This is a genomic window from Citrobacter sp. Cpo040, assembly GCF_030332915.1.
Lineage (GTDB): Bacteria > Pseudomonadota > Gammaproteobacteria > Enterobacterales > Enterobacteriaceae > Citrobacter > Citrobacter portucalensis.
Genome location: NZ_JAOWGX010000034.1, coordinates 1,552,086 through 1,568,934, shown reverse-complemented (window position 1 = coordinate 1,568,934; position 16,849 = coordinate 1,552,086). Strand labels below are relative to the sequence as shown.

At 55.0% G+C, this 16,849-nt stretch carries 18 protein-coding genes; 16 read left to right on the top strand and 2 right to left on the bottom strand.

The window, feature by feature from the left end; genetic code table 11:
• Positions 1-47 precede the first annotated feature (47 nt).
• Genes eutH through eutR form a run of 7 tightly spaced genes read left to right on the top strand, consistent with a single transcriptional unit; the run spans position 48 to position 7,282 of the window.
• The gene (gene eutH, locus OGX86_RS12290) at positions 48-1,280 is read left to right on the top strand and encodes an ethanolamine utilization protein EutH (protein ID WP_003835043.1); all 1,233 of its coding nucleotides are present in this window, start codon (positions 48-50) and stop codon (positions 1,278-1,280) included.
• The gene (gene eutA / locus OGX86_RS12285) at positions 1,277-2,680 is read left to right on the top strand and encodes an ethanolamine ammonia-lyase reactivating factor EutA (RefSeq protein WP_128316381.1); all 1,404 of its coding nucleotides are present in this window, start codon (positions 1,277-1,279) and stop codon (positions 2,678-2,680) included. Before eutH ends, eutA begins: the two co-directional genes overlap by 4 nt.
• 11 nt (positions 2,681-2,691) lie before the next feature.
• Positions 2,692-4,053 (top strand): ethanolamine ammonia-lyase subunit alpha, encoded by a 1,362-nt coding sequence (gene eutB, locus OGX86_RS12280; protein ID WP_003038029.1) that lies wholly within the window; start codon positions 2,692-2,694, stop codon positions 4,051-4,053.
• 20 nt (positions 4,054-4,073) lie between these two features.
• A complete protein-coding gene (gene eutC / locus OGX86_RS12275) occupies positions 4,074-4,970 on the top strand; it encodes an ethanolamine ammonia-lyase subunit EutC (RefSeq protein ID WP_286640121.1) in 897 nt (298 codons plus the stop codon).
• A gap of 9 nt (positions 4,971-4,979) precedes the next feature.
• On the top strand, positions 4,980-5,639 hold the full coding sequence (gene eutL, locus OGX86_RS12270; protein WP_003838537.1) for an ethanolamine utilization microcompartment protein EutL: 660 nt from the start codon (positions 4,980-4,982) through the stop codon (positions 5,637-5,639).
• An 11-nt stretch (positions 5,640-5,650) separates the two neighbouring features.
• Positions 5,651-6,181: an ethanolamine utilization microcompartment protein EutK gene (gene eutK / locus OGX86_RS12265; RefSeq protein WP_003835033.1), complete on the top strand. Its 531-nt coding sequence runs from the start codon at positions 5,651-5,653 to the stop codon at positions 6,179-6,181.
• 48 nt (positions 6,182-6,229) lie between these two features.
• A complete protein-coding gene (eutR, locus tag OGX86_RS12260; protein ID WP_003835032.1) occupies positions 6,230-7,282 on the top strand; it encodes an HTH-type transcriptional regulator EutR in 1,053 nt (350 codons plus the stop codon).
• 95 nt (positions 7,283-7,377) lie between these two features.
• Here eutR and hemF read toward each other — a convergent pair whose 3' ends face one another.
• Both hemF and amiA read right to left on the bottom strand, forming a co-directional pair.
• Positions 7,378-8,277 (bottom strand): oxygen-dependent coproporphyrinogen oxidase, encoded by a 900-nt coding sequence (gene hemF, locus OGX86_RS12255; RefSeq protein WP_048224960.1) that lies wholly within the window; start codon positions 8,275-8,277, stop codon positions 7,378-7,380.
• Positions 8,278-8,279: 2 nt separating this feature from the next.
• Complete coding sequence (gene amiA, locus OGX86_RS12250; protein ID WP_003038046.1) at positions 8,280-9,149, bottom strand: N-acetylmuramoyl-L-alanine amidase AmiA; 870 nt, start codon at positions 9,147-9,149, stop codon at positions 8,280-8,282.
• Positions 9,150-9,361: 212 nt separating this feature from the next.
• On the opposite strand from amiA, the gene OGX86_RS12245 reads away from it, so the two are divergent.
• From OGX86_RS12245 to cysA, 9 genes are all read left to right on the top strand, one after another.
• Positions 9,362-9,787, top strand: a complete 426-nt coding sequence (locus tag OGX86_RS12245) for a GNAT family acetyltransferase (protein ID WP_003038048.1) — start codon at positions 9,362-9,364, stop codon at positions 9,785-9,787.
• Positions 9,774-10,223 carry a DUF2919 domain-containing protein gene (locus tag OGX86_RS12240; RefSeq protein WP_008785415.1) on the top strand — a complete coding sequence of 150 codons (450 nt, stop codon included), beginning with the start codon at positions 9,774-9,776 and terminating at the stop codon, positions 10,221-10,223. Before OGX86_RS12245 ends, OGX86_RS12240 begins: the two co-directional genes overlap by 14 nt.
• Positions 10,224-10,282: 59 nt before the next feature.
• Positions 10,283-10,858: an RpoE-regulated lipoprotein gene (locus OGX86_RS12235; RefSeq protein WP_032944164.1), complete on the top strand. Its 576-nt coding sequence runs from the start codon at positions 10,283-10,285 to the stop codon at positions 10,856-10,858.
• Positions 10,859-10,951: 93 nt separating this feature from the next.
• Positions 10,952-11,851, top strand: coding sequence for a porphyrinogen peroxidase (gene yfeX / locus OGX86_RS12230; protein WP_048215808.1), 900 nt, complete (start codon positions 10,952-10,954; stop codon positions 11,849-11,851).
• A gap of 172 nt (positions 11,852-12,023) precedes the next feature.
• Positions 12,024-12,815, top strand: coding sequence for an SDR family oxidoreductase UcpA (ucpA, locus tag OGX86_RS12225; protein ID WP_286640120.1), 792 nt, complete (start codon positions 12,024-12,026; stop codon positions 12,813-12,815).
• Between the two features lie 157 nt (positions 12,816-12,972).
• Complete coding sequence (cysP, locus tag OGX86_RS12220; RefSeq protein WP_003835019.1) at positions 12,973-13,989, top strand: thiosulfate/sulfate ABC transporter substrate-binding protein CysP; 1,017 nt, start codon at positions 12,973-12,975, stop codon at positions 13,987-13,989.
• Positions 13,990-14,823, top strand: a complete 834-nt coding sequence (gene cysT / locus OGX86_RS12215; RefSeq protein WP_003038061.1) for a sulfate/thiosulfate ABC transporter permease CysT — start codon at positions 13,990-13,992, stop codon at positions 14,821-14,823.
• Positions 14,823-15,698 (top strand): sulfate/thiosulfate ABC transporter permease CysW, encoded by an 876-nt coding sequence (cysW, locus tag OGX86_RS12210; RefSeq protein WP_042306930.1) that lies wholly within the window; start codon positions 14,823-14,825, stop codon positions 15,696-15,698. Before cysT ends, cysW begins: the two co-directional genes overlap by 1 nt.
• Complete coding sequence (cysA, locus tag OGX86_RS12205) at positions 15,688-16,785, top strand: sulfate/thiosulfate ABC transporter ATP-binding protein CysA (RefSeq protein WP_003038066.1); 1,098 nt, start codon at positions 15,688-15,690, stop codon at positions 16,783-16,785. Before cysW ends, cysA begins: the two co-directional genes overlap by 11 nt.
• Positions 16,786-16,849: the final 64 nt, after the last annotated feature.

Sequence of the window (16,849 nt, the reverse complement as noted above, 5' to 3'; positions counted from 1 at the left end):
AACGTCTTATCCGGCCTACAAATCACAAATGACAGGGAGTAGGGGCTATGGGAATTAACGAAATCATCATGTACATCATGATGTTCTTTATGCTGATTGCCGCCGTGGACAGGATCCTGTCGCAGTTCGGCGGTTCGGCACGCTTCCTCGGTAAGTTCGGTAAGAGTATTGAGGGATCGGGCGGCCAGTTTGAAGAAGGTTTTATGGCGATGGGCGCGCTGGGTCTGGCGATGGTCGGTATGACCGCGCTGGCACCGGTTCTGGCGCATGTGCTCGGGCCGGTGATTATTCCGCTGTATGAAATGCTGGGCGCGAACCCGTCGATGTTTGCCGGAACGCTGCTGGCGTGCGATATGGGCGGCTTCTTCCTGGCGAAAGAGCTGGCGGGCGGCGACGTTGCGGCGTGGCTGTACTCTGGCCTGATCCTCGGGGCGATGATGGGGCCGACGCTGGTGTTCTCTATTCCGGTTGCGCTGGGGATTATTGAACCGTCTGACCGTCGTTATCTGGCGCTGGGCGTGCTGGCGGGTATTGTCACCATTCCAATTGGTTGTATTGCGGGCGGTTTGATTGCGATGTACTCCGGCGTCGAAATCAACGGACAGCCGGTGGAATTCACCTTCGCGCTGATCCTGATGAATATGATCCCGGTGCTGATCGTGGCTGTGCTGGTGGCGCTGGGACTGAAATTCATCCCGGAAAAAATGATCAACGGCTTCCAGATTTTCGCGAAATTCCTGGTAGCGCTGATCACCATCGGCCTGGCAGCAGCGGTGGTCAAATTCCTGCTCGGCTGGGAGCTGATCCCAGGTCTTGATCCTATCTTCATGGCTCCGGGTGACAAGCCGGGTGAAGTGATGCGCGCCATCGAAGTTATCGGTTCTATTTCCTGCGTACTGCTCGGTGCGTACCCAATGGTACTGCTGCTGACCCGCTGGTTTGAAAAACCGCTGATGAGCGTCGGTAACCTGTTAAAAATCAATAATATTGCGGCTGCCGGTATGGTTGCGACGCTGGCGAACAACATCCCAATGTTCGGCATGATGAAGAATATGGATACCCGCGGCAAAGTGATCAACTGCGCCTTTGCGGTCTCCGCGGCCTTTGCTCTGGGTGACCACTTAGGCTTCGCCGCTGCCAACATGAACGCGATGATCTTCCCGATGATTGTCGGCAAGTTGATTGGCGGCGTGACGGCGATTGGTGTGGCTATGCTGTTGGTACCGAAAGATGAAGATGTGCCAGCAGAAGTAGAAACCAACCCGGAGGCGCAATCGTGAATACTCGCCAGCTACTGAGCGTCGGTATCGATATCGGCACCACTACCACTCAGGTGATTTTCTCGCGCCTTGAGTTAGTCAACCGTGCGGCAGTGTCGCAGGTGCCGCGCTACGAATTCATCAAACGCGAAATTAGCTGGCAAAGCCCGGTGTTCTTTACCCCCGTTGATAAGCAGGGCGGGTTGAAAGAGGCCGAACTTAGGGCGCTGATCCTCGCCCAGTATCAGGCGGCGGGTATTGCACCTGAGACTGTCGATTCCGGCGCGATCATCATCACCGGAGAAAGTGCCAAAACCCGTAATGCGCGTCCGGCGGTGATGGCGCTCTCTCAGTCGCTGGGGGATTTTGTGGTGGCCAGCGCCGGTCCGCATCTGGAATCGGTGATTGCCGGTCACGGTGCGGGGGCACAAACCCTGTCCGAGCAGAAGTTGTGCCGCGTACTGAATATCGACATCGGTGGCGGTACGTCGAACTACGTTCTGTTTGATGCTGGAAAGGTCAGCGGTTCGGCTTGCCTCAACGTCGGCGGGCGACTGCTGGAAACGGACGGTCAGGGGCGAGTAGTACATGCGCATCAGCCGGGGCAGATGATTGTTGATGACGTATTTGGTCCGGGCACCGACGCCCGAACCCTCAATGCGGCGCAGCTTGTTCAGGTAGCACGACGGATGGCGGCGCTGATTGTGGAGGTGATTGACGGCACGTTATCACCGCTGGCGCAGGCGCTGATGCAAACCGGCCTGTTACCGGCGGGCGTGAAACCGGAAGTGATTACGTTGTCCGGCGGGGTGGGCGAGTGCTACCGCAACCAACCAGCCGATCCGTTCTGTTTTTCCGACATTGGCCCGCTGTTAGCGACGGCGCTGCATGAACATCCGCGCCTGCGTGAGATGAACGTGCAGTTCCCGGCGCAAACCGTGCGCGCCACGGTGATTGGCGCCGGTGCGCATACGCTGTCGCTTTCGGGCAGCACCATCTGGCTGGAAGGTGTGGCGCTTCCGCTGCGCAATCTGCCGGTGGCGATTCCGGTTGATGAGGCTGATTTGGTGGCCGCCTGGCAACAGGCGCTAATGCAGCTCGATCTGGACCCGCAAACGGACGCCTACGTGCTGGCGCTGCCCGGTTCGCTGCCGGTGCGCTACGCCGCGCTGTTAACGGTGATTGATGCGCTGCTGGCCTTTGTCGCGCGCTATCCGAATCCGCATCCCCTGCTGGTGGTAGCCGAGCAGGATTTTGGTAAGGCCCTGGGCATGCTGTTACGCCCACAGTTACAGCAACACCCGCTGGCAGTCATCGATGAGGTGGTTGTCCGGGCGGGGGACTATATCGACATTGGTACGCCTCTTTTTGGCGGATCGGTTGTGCCGGTGACGGTGAAATCACTCGCATTTCCTTCCTGAGGGAACGACTTATGAAACTAAAGACCACATTGTTCGGCAATGTTTATCAGTTTAAGGATGTTAAAGAGGTGCTGGCAAAAGCCAACGAACTGCGTTCGGGGGATGTGCTGGCAGGAGTGGCTGCAACCAGTTCGCAGGAGCGCGTGGCGGCCAAGCAGGTACTGTCGGAAATGACGGTGGCGGATATCCGCAATAACCCGGTGATTTCCTATGAAGAGGACTGTGTTACTCGTCTGATTCAGGATGACGTCAACGAGACGGCCTATAACCGTATCAAAAACTGGAGTATCAGCGAGCTGCGCGAGTACGTGCTGAGCGATGAAACCTCTGTTGATGACATTGCGTTTACGCGCAAAGGGTTAACGTCGGAAGTGGTCGCTGCGGTAGCAAAAATCTGCTCTAACGCGGACCTGATCTACGGCGGTAAGAAAATGCCGGTGATCAAAAAGGCCAATACCACCATCGGTCTGCCGGGCACCTTCAGCTGCCGTTTGCAGCCGAACGACACCCGTGATGACGTGCAGAGTATTGCCGCACAAATCTACGAAGGGCTGTCCTTCGGGGCGGGCGATGCGGTGATTGGTGTTAACCCGGTAACGGATGACGTGGAAAACTTAAGCCGCGTACTGGATACCGTGTACGGCGTTATCGACAAATTCAACATCCCGACCCAGGGCTGCGTACTGGCACACGTGACTACCCAGATCGAAGCGATTCGTCGCGGTGCGCCGGGCGGGCTGATTTTCCAGAGTATCTGCGGTAGCGAAAAAGGCTTAAAAGAGTTTGGCGTTGAGCTGGCCATGCTGGATGAAGCGCGTGCAGTGGGCGCTGAGTTCAACCGTATCGCCGGGGAAAACTGCCTGTACTTCGAAACCGGGCAAGGGTCTGCGCTTTCCGCGGGCGCGAACTTCGGCGCCGATCAGGTGACGATGGAAGCGCGTAACTACGGACTGGCACGCCACTACGATCCGTTCCTGGTGAACACCGTGGTGGGCTTTATCGGGCCAGAGTATCTCTACAACGACCGTCAGATTATTCGCGCGGGTCTGGAAGATCACTTTATGGGCAAGCTGAGCGGCATCTCGATGGGCTGCGACTGCTGCTACACCAACCATGCTGATGCTGACCAGAACCTTAACGAAAACCTGATGATTCTGCTCGCCACCGCTGGCTGCAACTACATCATGGGCATGCCGCTCGGTGACGACATCATGCTCAACTATCAGACCACCGCCTTCCATGACACCGCGACCGTGCGTCAGCTGCTGAACCTGCGTCCGTCGCCGGAGTTTGAACGCTGGCTGGAAACCATGGGCATTATGGCAAACGGTCGCCTGACCAAACGGGCGGGCGATCCGTCACTGTTCTTCTGATGACGCGGGGATGACACACGATGGATCAAAAACAGATTGAAGAAATTGTACGCAGCGTAATGGCGTCAATGGGTGAGTCTCAACCGCAGGCTCAAGAACCGTCAGCACCAGCAAAATGCAGCACCACGCAGTGCGCCACGCCGACCGGTGAAAGCTGCGCGATGGACTTAGGCTCAGCCGAAGCCAAAGCATGGATTGGCGTTGAGAATCCGCACCGTGCAGAGGTGTTGACTGAACTTCGCCGTAGCACCGCTGCGCGTGTATGTACTGGTCGTGCCGGTCCTCGTCCGCGTACCCAGGCGCTGCTGCGTTTCCTGGCTGACCACTCGCGTTCGAAAGATACGGTATTGAAAGAAGTGCCGGAAGAGTGGGTAAAAGCCCAGGGGCTGCTGGAAGTGCGCTCGGAAATCAGCGACAAAAACCTGTATCTGACGCGTCCGGATATGGGGCGTCGTCTGAGTGCGGAAGCCATTGAAGAACTGAAATCACAGTGTGTAATGAATCCGGATGTGCAGGTGATTATTTCTGATGGCCTGTCTACCGACGCGATTACCGCTAACTATGAAGAGATCCTGCCGCCGCTGTTGTCGGGCTTAAAACAGGCCGGATTGAAGGTCGGGACGCCGTTCTTTGTTCGCTATGGGCGCGTGAAAATCGAAGATCAGATCGGCGAACTGCTGGGTGCAAAAGCGGTGATCCTGCTGGTTGGTGAACGTCCGGGCCTCGGCCAGTCGGAAAGTCTTTCTTGCTATGCCGTCTATTCGCCGCGTGTGGCGACCACCGTTGAGGCTGATCGTACCTGTATCTCGAACATTCACCAGGGCGGTACGCCACCGGTTGAAGCGGCGGCGGTGATTGTGGATTTGGCCAAGCGCATGCTGGAGCAAAAAGCATCCGGCATCAATATGACCCGTTAAGGAGGCATCATGCCAGCATTAGATTTAATTAGACCTTCAGTCACCGCAATGCGTGTGATTGCCTCGGTAAATGACGGTTTTGCCCGCGAACTTAAATTACCGCCACATATACGTAGCCTCGGACTCATCACAGCAGATTCTGATGACGTGGCGTATATTGCCGCAGACGAAGCGACAAAACAGGCAATGGTCGAAGTGGTTTATGGCCGCTCGCTGTATGCCGGTGCGGCGCACAGTCCCTCTCCAACATCGGGCGAAGTGCTGATTATGCTCGGTGGACCAAACCCGGCCGAAGTTCGCGCGGGTCTGGACGCGATGGTGGCCAATATTGAAAGCGGGGCGGCATTCCAGTGGGCGAATGACGCAGAAGATACCGCCTTCCTGGCGCATGTGGTTTCGCGTACCGGTTCGTATCTCTCCGCAACCGCGGGATGCCGACTGGGCGATCCGATGGCGTATCTGGTAGCACCGCCGCTGGAAGCGACATTTGGTATTGATGCCGCGCTGAAATCTGCCGATGTACAACTGGTGACCTATGTACCACCGCCGTCAGAAACTAACTATTCAGCCGCGTTTTTGACCGGTAGCCAGGCCGCTTGTAAAGCCGCATGTAACGCCTTTGCCGATGCCGTTCTGGATATTGCCCGTAATCCAATCCAGCGCGCGTAAGAGAGGTAGTGATGATCAATGCACTGGGATTACTGGAAGTGGATGGCATGGTGGCTGCCGTGGACGCGGCCGATGCAATGCTGAAAGCCGCGAACGTGCGTCTGCTTAGCCACGAAGTGCTCGATCCTGGTCGGCTGACGCTGGTGGTGGAAGGCGATCTGGCGGCATGCCGCGCAGCGCTGGATGCTGGCAGTGCAGCCGCAGCGCGTACGGGCCGTGTTATCAGCCGTAAGGAAATAGGCCGGCCGGACGATGACACCCAGTGGCTGATCGGCGGTTTTAAACGCCAGCCGAAGAAACCTGAACAGAAGCCAGAAGCGAAAACAGAAGTGAAACCAGAGAAGACACAGGACGCCCCAGTGACGTCTGAATCCTCTGCCCAACTTCTGACGCTGTTAGCATCGGTCCGTCAAGGAATGACGGCAGGGGAAGTGGCGGCCCATTTTGGCTGGTCACTTGATGAAGCCAGAAATGCGCTGGAACAGCTCTTTTCTGATGGAGCGTTGCGTAAACGCAGTAGTCGCTACCGCTTAAAAAATTAACCTGTCGGAGGGCCGGGGGCTTCGTTGAAGCTTCCGGCTTAAAAGATCATGAAAAAGAACCGTACTGCAAACTTGCACCATCTTTATCATGAAGTATTACCCGAAGACGTTAAACTGACGCCGAAAGTGGAAGTGGACAACGTTCACCAACGGCGAACAACGGATGTGTATGAGCACGCGCTGACGATTACCGCCTGGCAGCAGATCTACGACCAGCTGCACCCGGGAAAATTTCATGGCGAGTTCACGGAAATCCTGCTCGATGATATTCAGGTGTTCCGTGAATACACCGGACTGGCGCTGCGTCAGTCGTGCCTTGTCTGGCCAAACTCATTTTGGTTTGGCATTCCGGCCACGCGCGGCGAGCAGGGATTTATTGGTACCCAGTGTTTGGGTAGCGCTGAAATTGCCACCCGCCCAGGCGGGACGGAGTTTGAACTGAGTACCCCGGATGATTACACCATTTTGGGTGTCGTCATTTCGGAAGAGGCCATTGCTCGTCAGGCCAACTTCCTGCATAACCCGGAAAGGGTGTTGCATATGCTGCGCAATCAGTCGGCGCTGGAAGTTAAAGAACAACACAAAGCCGCGCTATGGGGCTTTGTGCAGCAGGCGCTGGCGACGTTTAGTGAGAATCCTGAAAACCTTCACCAACCCGCGGTGCGTAAAGTGTTGGGGGATAACCTGCTGCTGGCGATGGGCACCATGCTGGAAGAAGCGCAGCCGATTATGACTGCGGAGAGCATCAGCCATCAGAGCTATCGTCGCTTGCTGTCACGTGCGCGCGAATATGTGCTGGAAAATATGTCAGAGCCGCTGACCGTGCTCGACTTATGCAATCAGCTGCACGTTAGCCGCCGGACGTTGCAAAACGCCTTTCACGCGATCCTCGGTATTGGCCCAAATGCCTGGTTGAAACGTATTCGCCTGAACGCCGTGCGCCGTGAGTTGATAAGCCCATGGTCACAGAGTGCGACGGTGAAAGACGCCGCCATGCAGTGGGGATTCTGGCATTTAGGGCAGTTTGCCACCGACTACCAGCAGCTGTTTGCGGAGAAACCGTCGTTGACGCTGCATCAGCGTATGCGCCAGTGGGCATGATGAGATTATTGTGCCGGATGCGACGCTAACGCGTCTTATCCGGCCTACGGGTTTGCCGTTGTTGCAGGCCTGATAAGCGTAGCGCCATCAGGCAATTACACCCAGTCGCGGACCTGAATAAACTCGCTAAGGGCAGCTTCCGGGCTGTTCGCTTCCGGCTGCCAGTCATACTCCCAGCGTACCAGCGGCGGCATCGACATCAGAATCGATTCCGTGCGCCCGCCGGTTTGCAAACCGAACAACGTGCCGCGATCCCACACCAGATTAAATTCCACATAGCGACCACGACGATAAAGCTGGAAATTACGTTCGCGCTCGCCCCAGCTCATCATTTTGCGGCGTTCGACGATGGGCAGATACGCCTCGGTGTATCCTTGACCTACCGCCTGCATAAAAGCGAAGCAGTGGTCGAAATCAGGGGTATTCAAATCATCGAAAAACAGCCCGCCAATGCCGCGCTGCTCGTTGCGGTGCTTGAGGAAGAAGTAGTCATCGCACCACTTTTTGTAACGTGGATAAACGTCATCGCCAAACGGCTGGCACAGGTCCCGCGCCGTGCGATGCCAGTGAACCGCATCCTCATCAAAGCCGTAGTAGGGCGTTAAGTCAAAGCCGCCGCCAAACCACCACACGGGATCGGCCCCCGGTTTTTCCGCGATAAAAAACCGTACGTTGGCATGACTGGTTGGAATGTAGGGATTCTGCGGGTGCACCACCAACGAGACGCCCATGGCTTCAAAACTGCGCCCGGCAAGCTCCGGGCGATGCGCGGTAGCCGAGGCCGGCATTGCATCGCCGTGGACGTGGGAGAAGTTAACGCCTGCTTGCTCGAAAATACCGCCGTTACGCAACACCCGACTGCGCCCGCCGCCGCCCGCTTCGCGTTGCCAGTTATCCTCAACAAATTCGCTGCCGTCTACGGTGGATAACTGCTGACAAATTTCATCCTGCAGGCTGAGCAGGAACTGTTTTACGCGCTGTGCATCGGGCTTCATGGTTAACGTTTCTTCGAGTGTGCTTTCTGGTTATCAAACCAGTGGAAATAGCTGATGATGCCATTGGCGATAGCGGTGGCGATTTTCTGACGAAACGCCGCCGTACCCAGCAATCGTTCTTCTTCCGGGTTGGTGATGAACGAGGTTTCGACCAGGACCGACGGAATCGAAGGTGATTTTAGCACCACGAAGGCGGCCTGTTCCGTGCTGCGACTGTGCAGACGGTGTACCGGCTTGATCTTCTTAAGAATATGCGAGCCTAACGTCAGGCTGTTTTTTATGGTGTCAGTTTGCACCAGATCGAACAGCACCTGCTGCAACAAATGATCTTTGTCAGTGGCCTTCTTTCCGGCGACTTCATCGGCCCGGTTTTCACGATCGGACAGATATTTCGCCATGGCGCTACTGGCGCCGCGATTGGATAAGGCAAAGACCGAAGCGCCCGCAGCGCTCGGATTGGTAAAACCGTCGGCGTGGATCGACATGAACAGATCGGCACCATGTTTGTGGGCGATCTCGACGCGATCGTAGAGCGGAATAAACGTATCGCCGGAGCGGGTCAGGCGTGCATCAATCCCCTGGTTACGTAGGATCGAGCGCACGTTTTTGGCAATCGCCAGTACCACGTGCTTTTCTTTCGACCCGTTGCGACCAATTGCGCCGGTATCAATCCCTCCGTGCCCCGGATCAAGGACAACAACGCGCTTAGCACCGGATTTTTTCGCTTTCGGTTTGCTGTGTCCATTGCTGGTCTTTAGCGCTTCTTCTTTAGCGATGGCTTGTGACATGCCTGACAGCGTCAGGGCGGCCAGCCCGGCTTTCAGCACCTGGCGGCGCGATGTGAGTGTTTTTAGTGGTTTAAAAGTGCTCATACGGCCTGAGTTGTAAAAAAAAGGTTCTAAACGTTATATCGTATCGCGTAGTCCGTTGCGACGGATCGAGATAAGAATTGTTTTACTTTTCATTTCAATACGTGACAATTCCGTATTATGCCATTTTTTCCGCCGCTTCGCGTCAGATATTGGCTAAATCAGCCGTTCGCGCCATAATCGCTTTTTAACGTCCTGAAAAGGTACCCAATACCATGGAAATACGCGTTTTTCGCCAGGAAGATTTCGAAGAGGTGATCACCCTCTGGGAGCGTTGTGATTTGCTGCGTCCATGGAACGACCCTGAAATGGACATCGAACGTAAAGTCAATCATGACGTCAGCTTGTTCCTCGTCGCTGAAGTGAACGGTGAGGTGGTCGGTACGGTGATGGGCGGATACGACGGGCATCGCGGTTCCGCCTATTACCTGGGCGTGCATCCTGAGTTTCGCGGTCGCGGCATCGCCAATGCGCTGCTCAACCGGCTGGAGAAAAAGCTCATTGCCCGCGGTTGTCCGAAGATTCAAATCATGGTGCGTGACGATAACGACGTCGTACAGGGCATGTATGAACGTTTGGGCTATGAACATGCGGATGTACTCAATCTGGGCAAGCGTTTGATCGAAGATGAAGAGTACTGAGTTTCATCCGGCCGACTATGACGGTCATGGGCGTCTGCGCCTGCCTTTTCTCTTCTGGTGCGTACTGCTGTTGCAGGCACGCACCTGGGTTTTGTTTGTGATTGCCGGTTCTTCCCGTGAGCAGGGCAACACCTTGCTGAATCTGTTTTATCCCGATCATGACGCATTCTGGCTTGGGTTGCTTCCCGGCGTTCCCGCCGTGTTGGCGTTTTTACTCAGTGGGCGACGCTTTGCGTTTCCGGTGCTCTGGCGCTGGCTGCGCGGATTATTGATTCTCGCTCAACTGGTGCTGCTGTGCTGGCAGCCGGTGATGTGGCTGGCAGGCGATCCTCTCAATGGCGTCGGGCTGGCGCTGCTGGTGGCGGATATTGTCGCGCTGATCTGGCTGTTAACCAATCAACGTCTGCGCGCCTGTTTTTCCCTTGAGAAAGAATAACGGCACTTTTTGGGGAAACCGGACTCCAAGCAACGTTGATAAATAAGGAAGGAAGTGAAATGAAATCACTGCGTTTGACTTTATGCGCGATGCCGCTGCTACTGGCCGGGTGTTCAACGTTGTCCTCGGTGAACTGGTCTGCCGCCAATCCGTGGAACTGGTTTGGTTCTTCAACGCAGGTCACAGAGCAGGGCGTAGGAGCGTTAACGGGCGCTACGCCGCTGGATGAAAAAGCCATTGCTGATGCGCTGGACGGTGATTACCGCCTGCGTAGCGGAATGAAGACCGATAACGGTAATGTGGTGCGCTTCTATGAAGCTATGAAAGACGACAAGCTGGCGATAGTCATTAACGGCAGCCAGGGAACCATCAGTCGTATTGATGTATTAGATCACGATATTTCGTCAGCCGCGGGTGTCGAAATCGGTACACCGTTTAGCGACCTTTACACTAAAGCTTATGGTAATTGCCAAAAAGCAACCGGCGATGACAGCGCGGGCGTTGAGTGTAAAGCTGAGGGAAGTCAACATATTAGCTATATTTTTTCCGGTGAATGGAGCGGGCCTGAGGATATAATGCCGTCTGACGACACGCTGAAAGCGTGGAAAGTAAGCAAAATTATCTGGCGGCGTTAATTTGCGTCTGAACAAATCGGCTTGTTAAAAAAACAGGTAGAATAGCGCCCATCAATGCCACGATGTCGTGGCATCTTTTTTTCAGGAGGAACAATGTCTCAGGTTCAGAGTGGCATTTTGCCAGAACATTGCCGTGCGGCGATTTGGATTGAAGCCAATGTTAAAGGCGACGTTGATGCCCTGCGTGCGGCCAGCAAAACCTTCGCCGATAAGCTGGCGACCTTTGAAGCTAAGTTCCCGGATGCGCATCTGGGCGCGGTTGTCGCTTTTGGCAACAACACCTGGCGTGCATTGAGCGGCGGCGTCGGTGCTGAAGAGTTAAAAGACTTTATCCCTTACGGTAAAGGTCTGGCACCAGCAACCCAATATGACGTGTTGATCCATATTCTCTCTTTGCGTCATGACGTGAATTTCTCCGTTGCGCAGGCGGCAATGGAAGCATTTGGCGACTGTATTGAAGTTAAAGAAGAAATCCACGGTTTCCGTTGGGTCGAAGAGCGCGATCTCAGCGGCTTTGTTGACGGTACGGAAAACCCGGCAGGCGAAGAAACGCGCCGTGAAGTTGCTGTTATCAAAGATGGCGTGGATGCCGGTGGCAGCTATGTGTTTGTGCAGCGTTGGGAACATAACCTGAAGCAGCTTAATCGCATGAGCATCCATGACCAGGAAATGATGATTGGTCGCACCAAGGAAGCCAACGAAGAGATCGACGGTGATGACCGTCCGGTCACCTCTCACCTGAGCCGTGTTGACCTAAAAGAAGACGGTAAAGGGCTGAAAATTGTGCGTCAGAGCCTGCCATACGGTACTGCCAGCGGCACGCATGGTCTCTATTTCTGCGCCTACTGCGCTCGTCTGTACAACATTGAACAACAATTGCTGAGCATGTTTGGTGACACTGACGGTAAGCGTGATGCGATGCTGCGCTTCACCAAACCGGTAACCGGCGGCTATTACTTTGCACCGTCGCTGGACCGTTTAATGGCGCTGTAATGGTGAGCTGATCCTGTTATCGGCCACGAAATAGACATCCCCGCATCGTCGGGGATTTTTTTTACCTGAGATTAACCTGATTTAGTGAGCTATTCCTCAGCACTAATTTGTTATTGCTGTATCTTCTGCGTGAATGAAGCGAAGGCTTCATATTCAAAAGGAGAATATTGAAATGGGAAAACTCACGGGCAAAACAGCATTGATTACGGGCGCATCTCAGGGTATTGGCGAGGGTATCGCCAGAACGTTTGCCCGCCATGGTGCGAACTTAATCCTGCTGGATATCTCCGATGAGATTGAAAAACTGGCGGATGAGTTGGCTGGGCGTGGGCACCGTTGCACAGCCGTTCACGCTGACGTCAGAGATTTTGCGTCGGTCAAGGAAGCGGTGACGCGCGCGAAGCAGATTGAAGGCAAAATCGATATTCTGGTGAACAATGCCGGCGTATGCCGCCTCGGCAGCTTCCTTGATATGAGCGATGAAGATCGCGATTTCCACATTGATATCAACATTAAAGGCGTCTGGAACGTGACGAAAGCCGTTCTGCCGGAGATGATTGCGCGCAAAGACGGGCGCATCGTGATGATGTCATCGGTGACCGGCGATATGGTTGCTGACCCGGGCGAAACGGCCTACGCGCTGTCGAAAGCCGCGATCATCGGTTTGACCAAATCCCTGGCGGTAGAATATGCGCAGTCCGGCATTCGCGTGAATGCCATTTGCCCTGGCTACGTTCGTACGCCGATGGCGGAAAGCATTGCGCGACAGTCTAACCCGGAAGATCCTGAATCCGTTTTAGTCGAAATGGCGAAAGCGATCCCGATGCGTCGTCTGGCCTGCCCGCTTGAGGTCGGTGAACTGGCGGCGTTCCTGGCATCGGATGAGTCCAGTTATTTAACTGGCACGCAAAACGTGATTGATGGCGGCAGTACCCTGCCTGAAAGCGTTAGCGTCGGCGTCTGATTGATGCCGGTCTCCTCCCCATGTGCTGGGGAGGAGGTACCCCTTATTCTCTTTTCAACTTTCAAATCATCAAACGGTATATAAAACCGTTACTCCTTTAGCACTGGTTATAAATATGATGACCATAAGAAAGTCATTTAATTTATAAGGGTGCGCAATGGCCGTTAACTTACTGAAAAAAAGAACACTGACGCTGGCAGCCATGCTGTTGCTGGTGGGGCAAGCGCAGGCAACGGAACTGCTGAACAGTTCATACGATGTTTCCCGCGAGCTGTTTGCCGCCCTTAATCCGCCGTTTGAACAGCAATGGGCGAAGGATAACGGCGGCGACAAACTGACGATTAAACAATCTCATGCCGGGTCATCAAAACAGGCGTTGGCGATTTTGCAGGGGCTGAAAGCTGACGTCGTGACCTATAACCAGGTGACCGACGTGCAGATCCTGCATGACAAAGGCAAGCTGATCCCTGCCGACTGGCAAAGCCGCCTGCCGAATAACAGTTCGCCATTCTATTCCACCATGGCGTTTTTGGTGCGTAAGGGCAACCCGAAGAATATCCACGAATGGAACGATCTGGTTCGCCCGGACGTGAAGCTAATTTTCCCTAACCCGAAGACTTCCGGTAACGCGCGTTATACCTATCTGGCTGCGTGGGGCGCGGCAGATAAAGCTGACGGTGGTGATAAAGCCAAAACCGAACAGTTTATGACCCAGTTTCTGAAAAACGTGGAAGTGTTTGATACCGGCGGTCGCGGTGCAACGACCACCTTTGTTGAACGCGGTCTGGGTGATGTGCTGATCACGTTTGAATCGGAAGTGAACAACATCCGTAAACAGTATGAAGACCAGGGCTTCGAAGTGGTGGTGCCGAAGGTCAACATTCTGGCGGAGTTCCCGGTGGCCTGGGTAGATAAAAATGTGCAGGCCAACGGTACTGAAAAAGCGGCGAAAGCTTACCTGAACTGGCTGTACAGCCCGCAGGCGCAAACCATCATTACCGATTTCTACTACCGCGTGAATAACCCACAGGTAATGGACAAGCTGAAAGATAAATTCCCGCAGACCGAATTGTTCCGTGTAGAAGATAAGTTTGGCTCGTGGCCTGAAGTGATGAAAACGCACTTTGTCAGCGGCGGTGAGCTGGACAAACTGCTGGCGGCGGGGCGTAAGTAAATGTTTGCTGTTTCTTCCCGACGCGTGCTGCCTGGCTTCACTTTGAGCCTGGGCACCAGCTTACTGTTTGTCTGCCTGATATTGCTGCTGCCGCTGAGCGCGCTGGTGATGCAACTGGCGCAAATGAGCTGGGCGCAATACTGGGATGTGATTACCAATCCGCAGGTGGTGGCGGCTTATAAAGTGACGCTGCTGTCGGCGTTTGTGGCGTCGATTTTTAACGGCGTGTTCGGTTTGCTGATGGCGTGGATCTTAACACGCTATCGCTTTCCGGGCCGTACGCTGCTGGATGCGCTGATGGACCTGCCGTTTGCACTGCCTACGGCGGTGGCAGGTCTGACGCTGGCGTCTCTGTTTTCGGTTAATGGCTTCTACGGCGAGTGGCTGGCGAAGCTGGATATCAAGGTGACCTACACCTGGCTAGGTATCGCGGTAGCGATGGCCTTTACCAGCATTCCGTTTGTGGTGCGTACCGTGCAACCAGTACTGGAAGAGTTAGGCCCGGAATATGAAGAAGCAGCTGAAACGCTCGGTGCTACGCGCTGGCAGAGTTTCCGTAAAGTAGTGCTGCCGGAGCTGTCTCCTGCGCTGGTGGCGGGCGTTGCGCTGTCGTTTACCCGCAGCCTTGGTGAGTTTGGCGCGGTTATTTTTATCGCCGGAAACATCGCATGGAAAACGGAAGTGACCTCGCTGATGATTTTTGTTCGCTTGCAGGAGTTTGACTACCCGGCCGCCAGCGCGATTGCTTCTGTGATCCTCGGGGCGTCGTTGTTGCTGCTGTTTTCAATTAACACCCTGCAAAGTCGCTTCGGTCGACGCGTGGTAGGTCACTGATGGCAGACATTACTCAATTGAAACGCTATGACGCACCCCGCATTAACTGGGGTAAATGGTTTCTGATCGGCACGGGCATGCTGGTATCGACCTTTATTTTGCTGGTACCGATGATTTATATCTTCGTGCAGGCGTTCAGTAAGGGATTAATGCCGGTACTACAGAACCTGGCTGACCCGGATATGCTGCATGCCATTTGGCTGACGGTGCTAATTGCGCTGATTGCGGTGCCGGTTAATCTGGTGTTCGGCGTATTGCTGGCCTGGCTGGTGACTCGCTTCAACTTCCCAGGACGCCAACTGCTGCTGACGCTGCTGGATATTCCATTTGCTGTCTCGCCGGTGGTCGCAGGTCTGATCTATCTGCTGTTTTATGGTTCTAACGGTCCGCTGGGTGATTGGCTGGATGAACACAATCTGCAAATCATGTTCTCCTGGCCGGGGATGGTGCTGGTGACGGTGTTCGTGACCTGTCCGTTTGTAGTGCGCGAGCTGGTACCGGTGATGCTAAGTCAGGGCAGCAATGAAGACGAAGCGGCGATTTTACTGGGCGCCTCCGGCTGGCAGATGTTCCGCCGCGTCACGCTGCCGAATATCCGTTGGGCGTTGCTGTATGGCGTGGTGCTGACTAACGCCCGTGCGATAGGCGAATTCGGCGCAGTGTCGGTGGTTTCCGGCTCGATTCGCGGCGAAACCTTGTCTTTACCACTACAGATTGAATTACTGGAGCAGGACTATAACGCCGTCGGCTCCTTTACCGCCGCCGCGCTGTTGACGCTGATGGCGATTATTACCCTGTTTTTGAAGAGCATGTTGCAATGGCGTCTGGAGAACCAGGAAAAACGCGCGCAGCAGGAGGAAAATCATGAGCATTGAGATTGCCAATATTAAGAAGTCTTTTGGTCGCACCCAGGTGCTGAACGATATCTCGCTGGATATTCCTTCAGGTCAGATGGTCGCGCTGTTGGGGCCATCCGGCTCGGGCAAAACCACGTTGCTGCGCATTATTGCCGGCCTGGAGCATCAGTCCAGCGGGCATATCCGTTTTCACGGTACCGACGTCAGCCGATTACACGCCCGCGACCGTAAGGTGGGGTTCGTGTTCCAGCACTATGCGCTGTTTCGTCATATGACCGTTTTCGACAATATCGCGTTTGGTCTGACGGTCCTGCCACGGCGTGAGCGCCCGAATGCGGCGGCCATCAAAGCAAAAGTGACCAAACTTCTGGAAATGGTTCAACTGGCTCATCTGGCGGACCGTTTCCCGGCACAGCTCTCCGGCGGACAAAAGCAGCGCGTGGCATTGGCGCGTGCGCTGGCGGTAGAGCCACAGATCCTGCTGCTCGACGAACCGTTTGGCGCGCTTGATGCGCAGGTGCGCAAGGAGCTGCGTCGCTGGCTGCGTCAGTTGCATGAAGAGCTGAAATTTACCAGCGTGTTTGTTACCCACGATCAGGAAGAAGCAACGGAAGTCGCAGACCGCGTGGTGGTGATGAGTCAGGGTCATATCGAACAGGCTGATGCGCCGGATCAGGTCTGGCGCGAACCGGCCACCCGTTTTGTGCTGGAGTTTATGGGCGAGGTTAACCGCCTGCAGGGGACGATTCGTGGCGGACAGTTCCACGTGGGCGCACACCGCTGGCCGTTGGGCTATACACCTGGCTACCAGGGACCGGTCGATCTGTTCCTGCGTCCATGGGAAGTGGATGTGAGCCGCCGTACCAGCCTGGATTCGCCGCTGCCGGTGCAGGTGCTGGAAGCTAGTCCGAAGGGGCACTACACCCAATTAGTTGTACAACCCCTCGGGTGGTACAACGAACCGCTGACGGTCATCATGCAAGGCGATGATTCCCCGAGCCGCGGTGAACGGCTGTTTGTCGGGCTGCAAAATGCACGTTTGTATAACGGCGACCAGCGTATTGAAACGCGTGAAGAGGAACTTGCCCTGGCGCAATCAGCCTGATAGGTTAATTTGCATAGTTATCGCCCGGTGGCGCTACGCTTACCGGGCTTTTTTACGAGCTGAA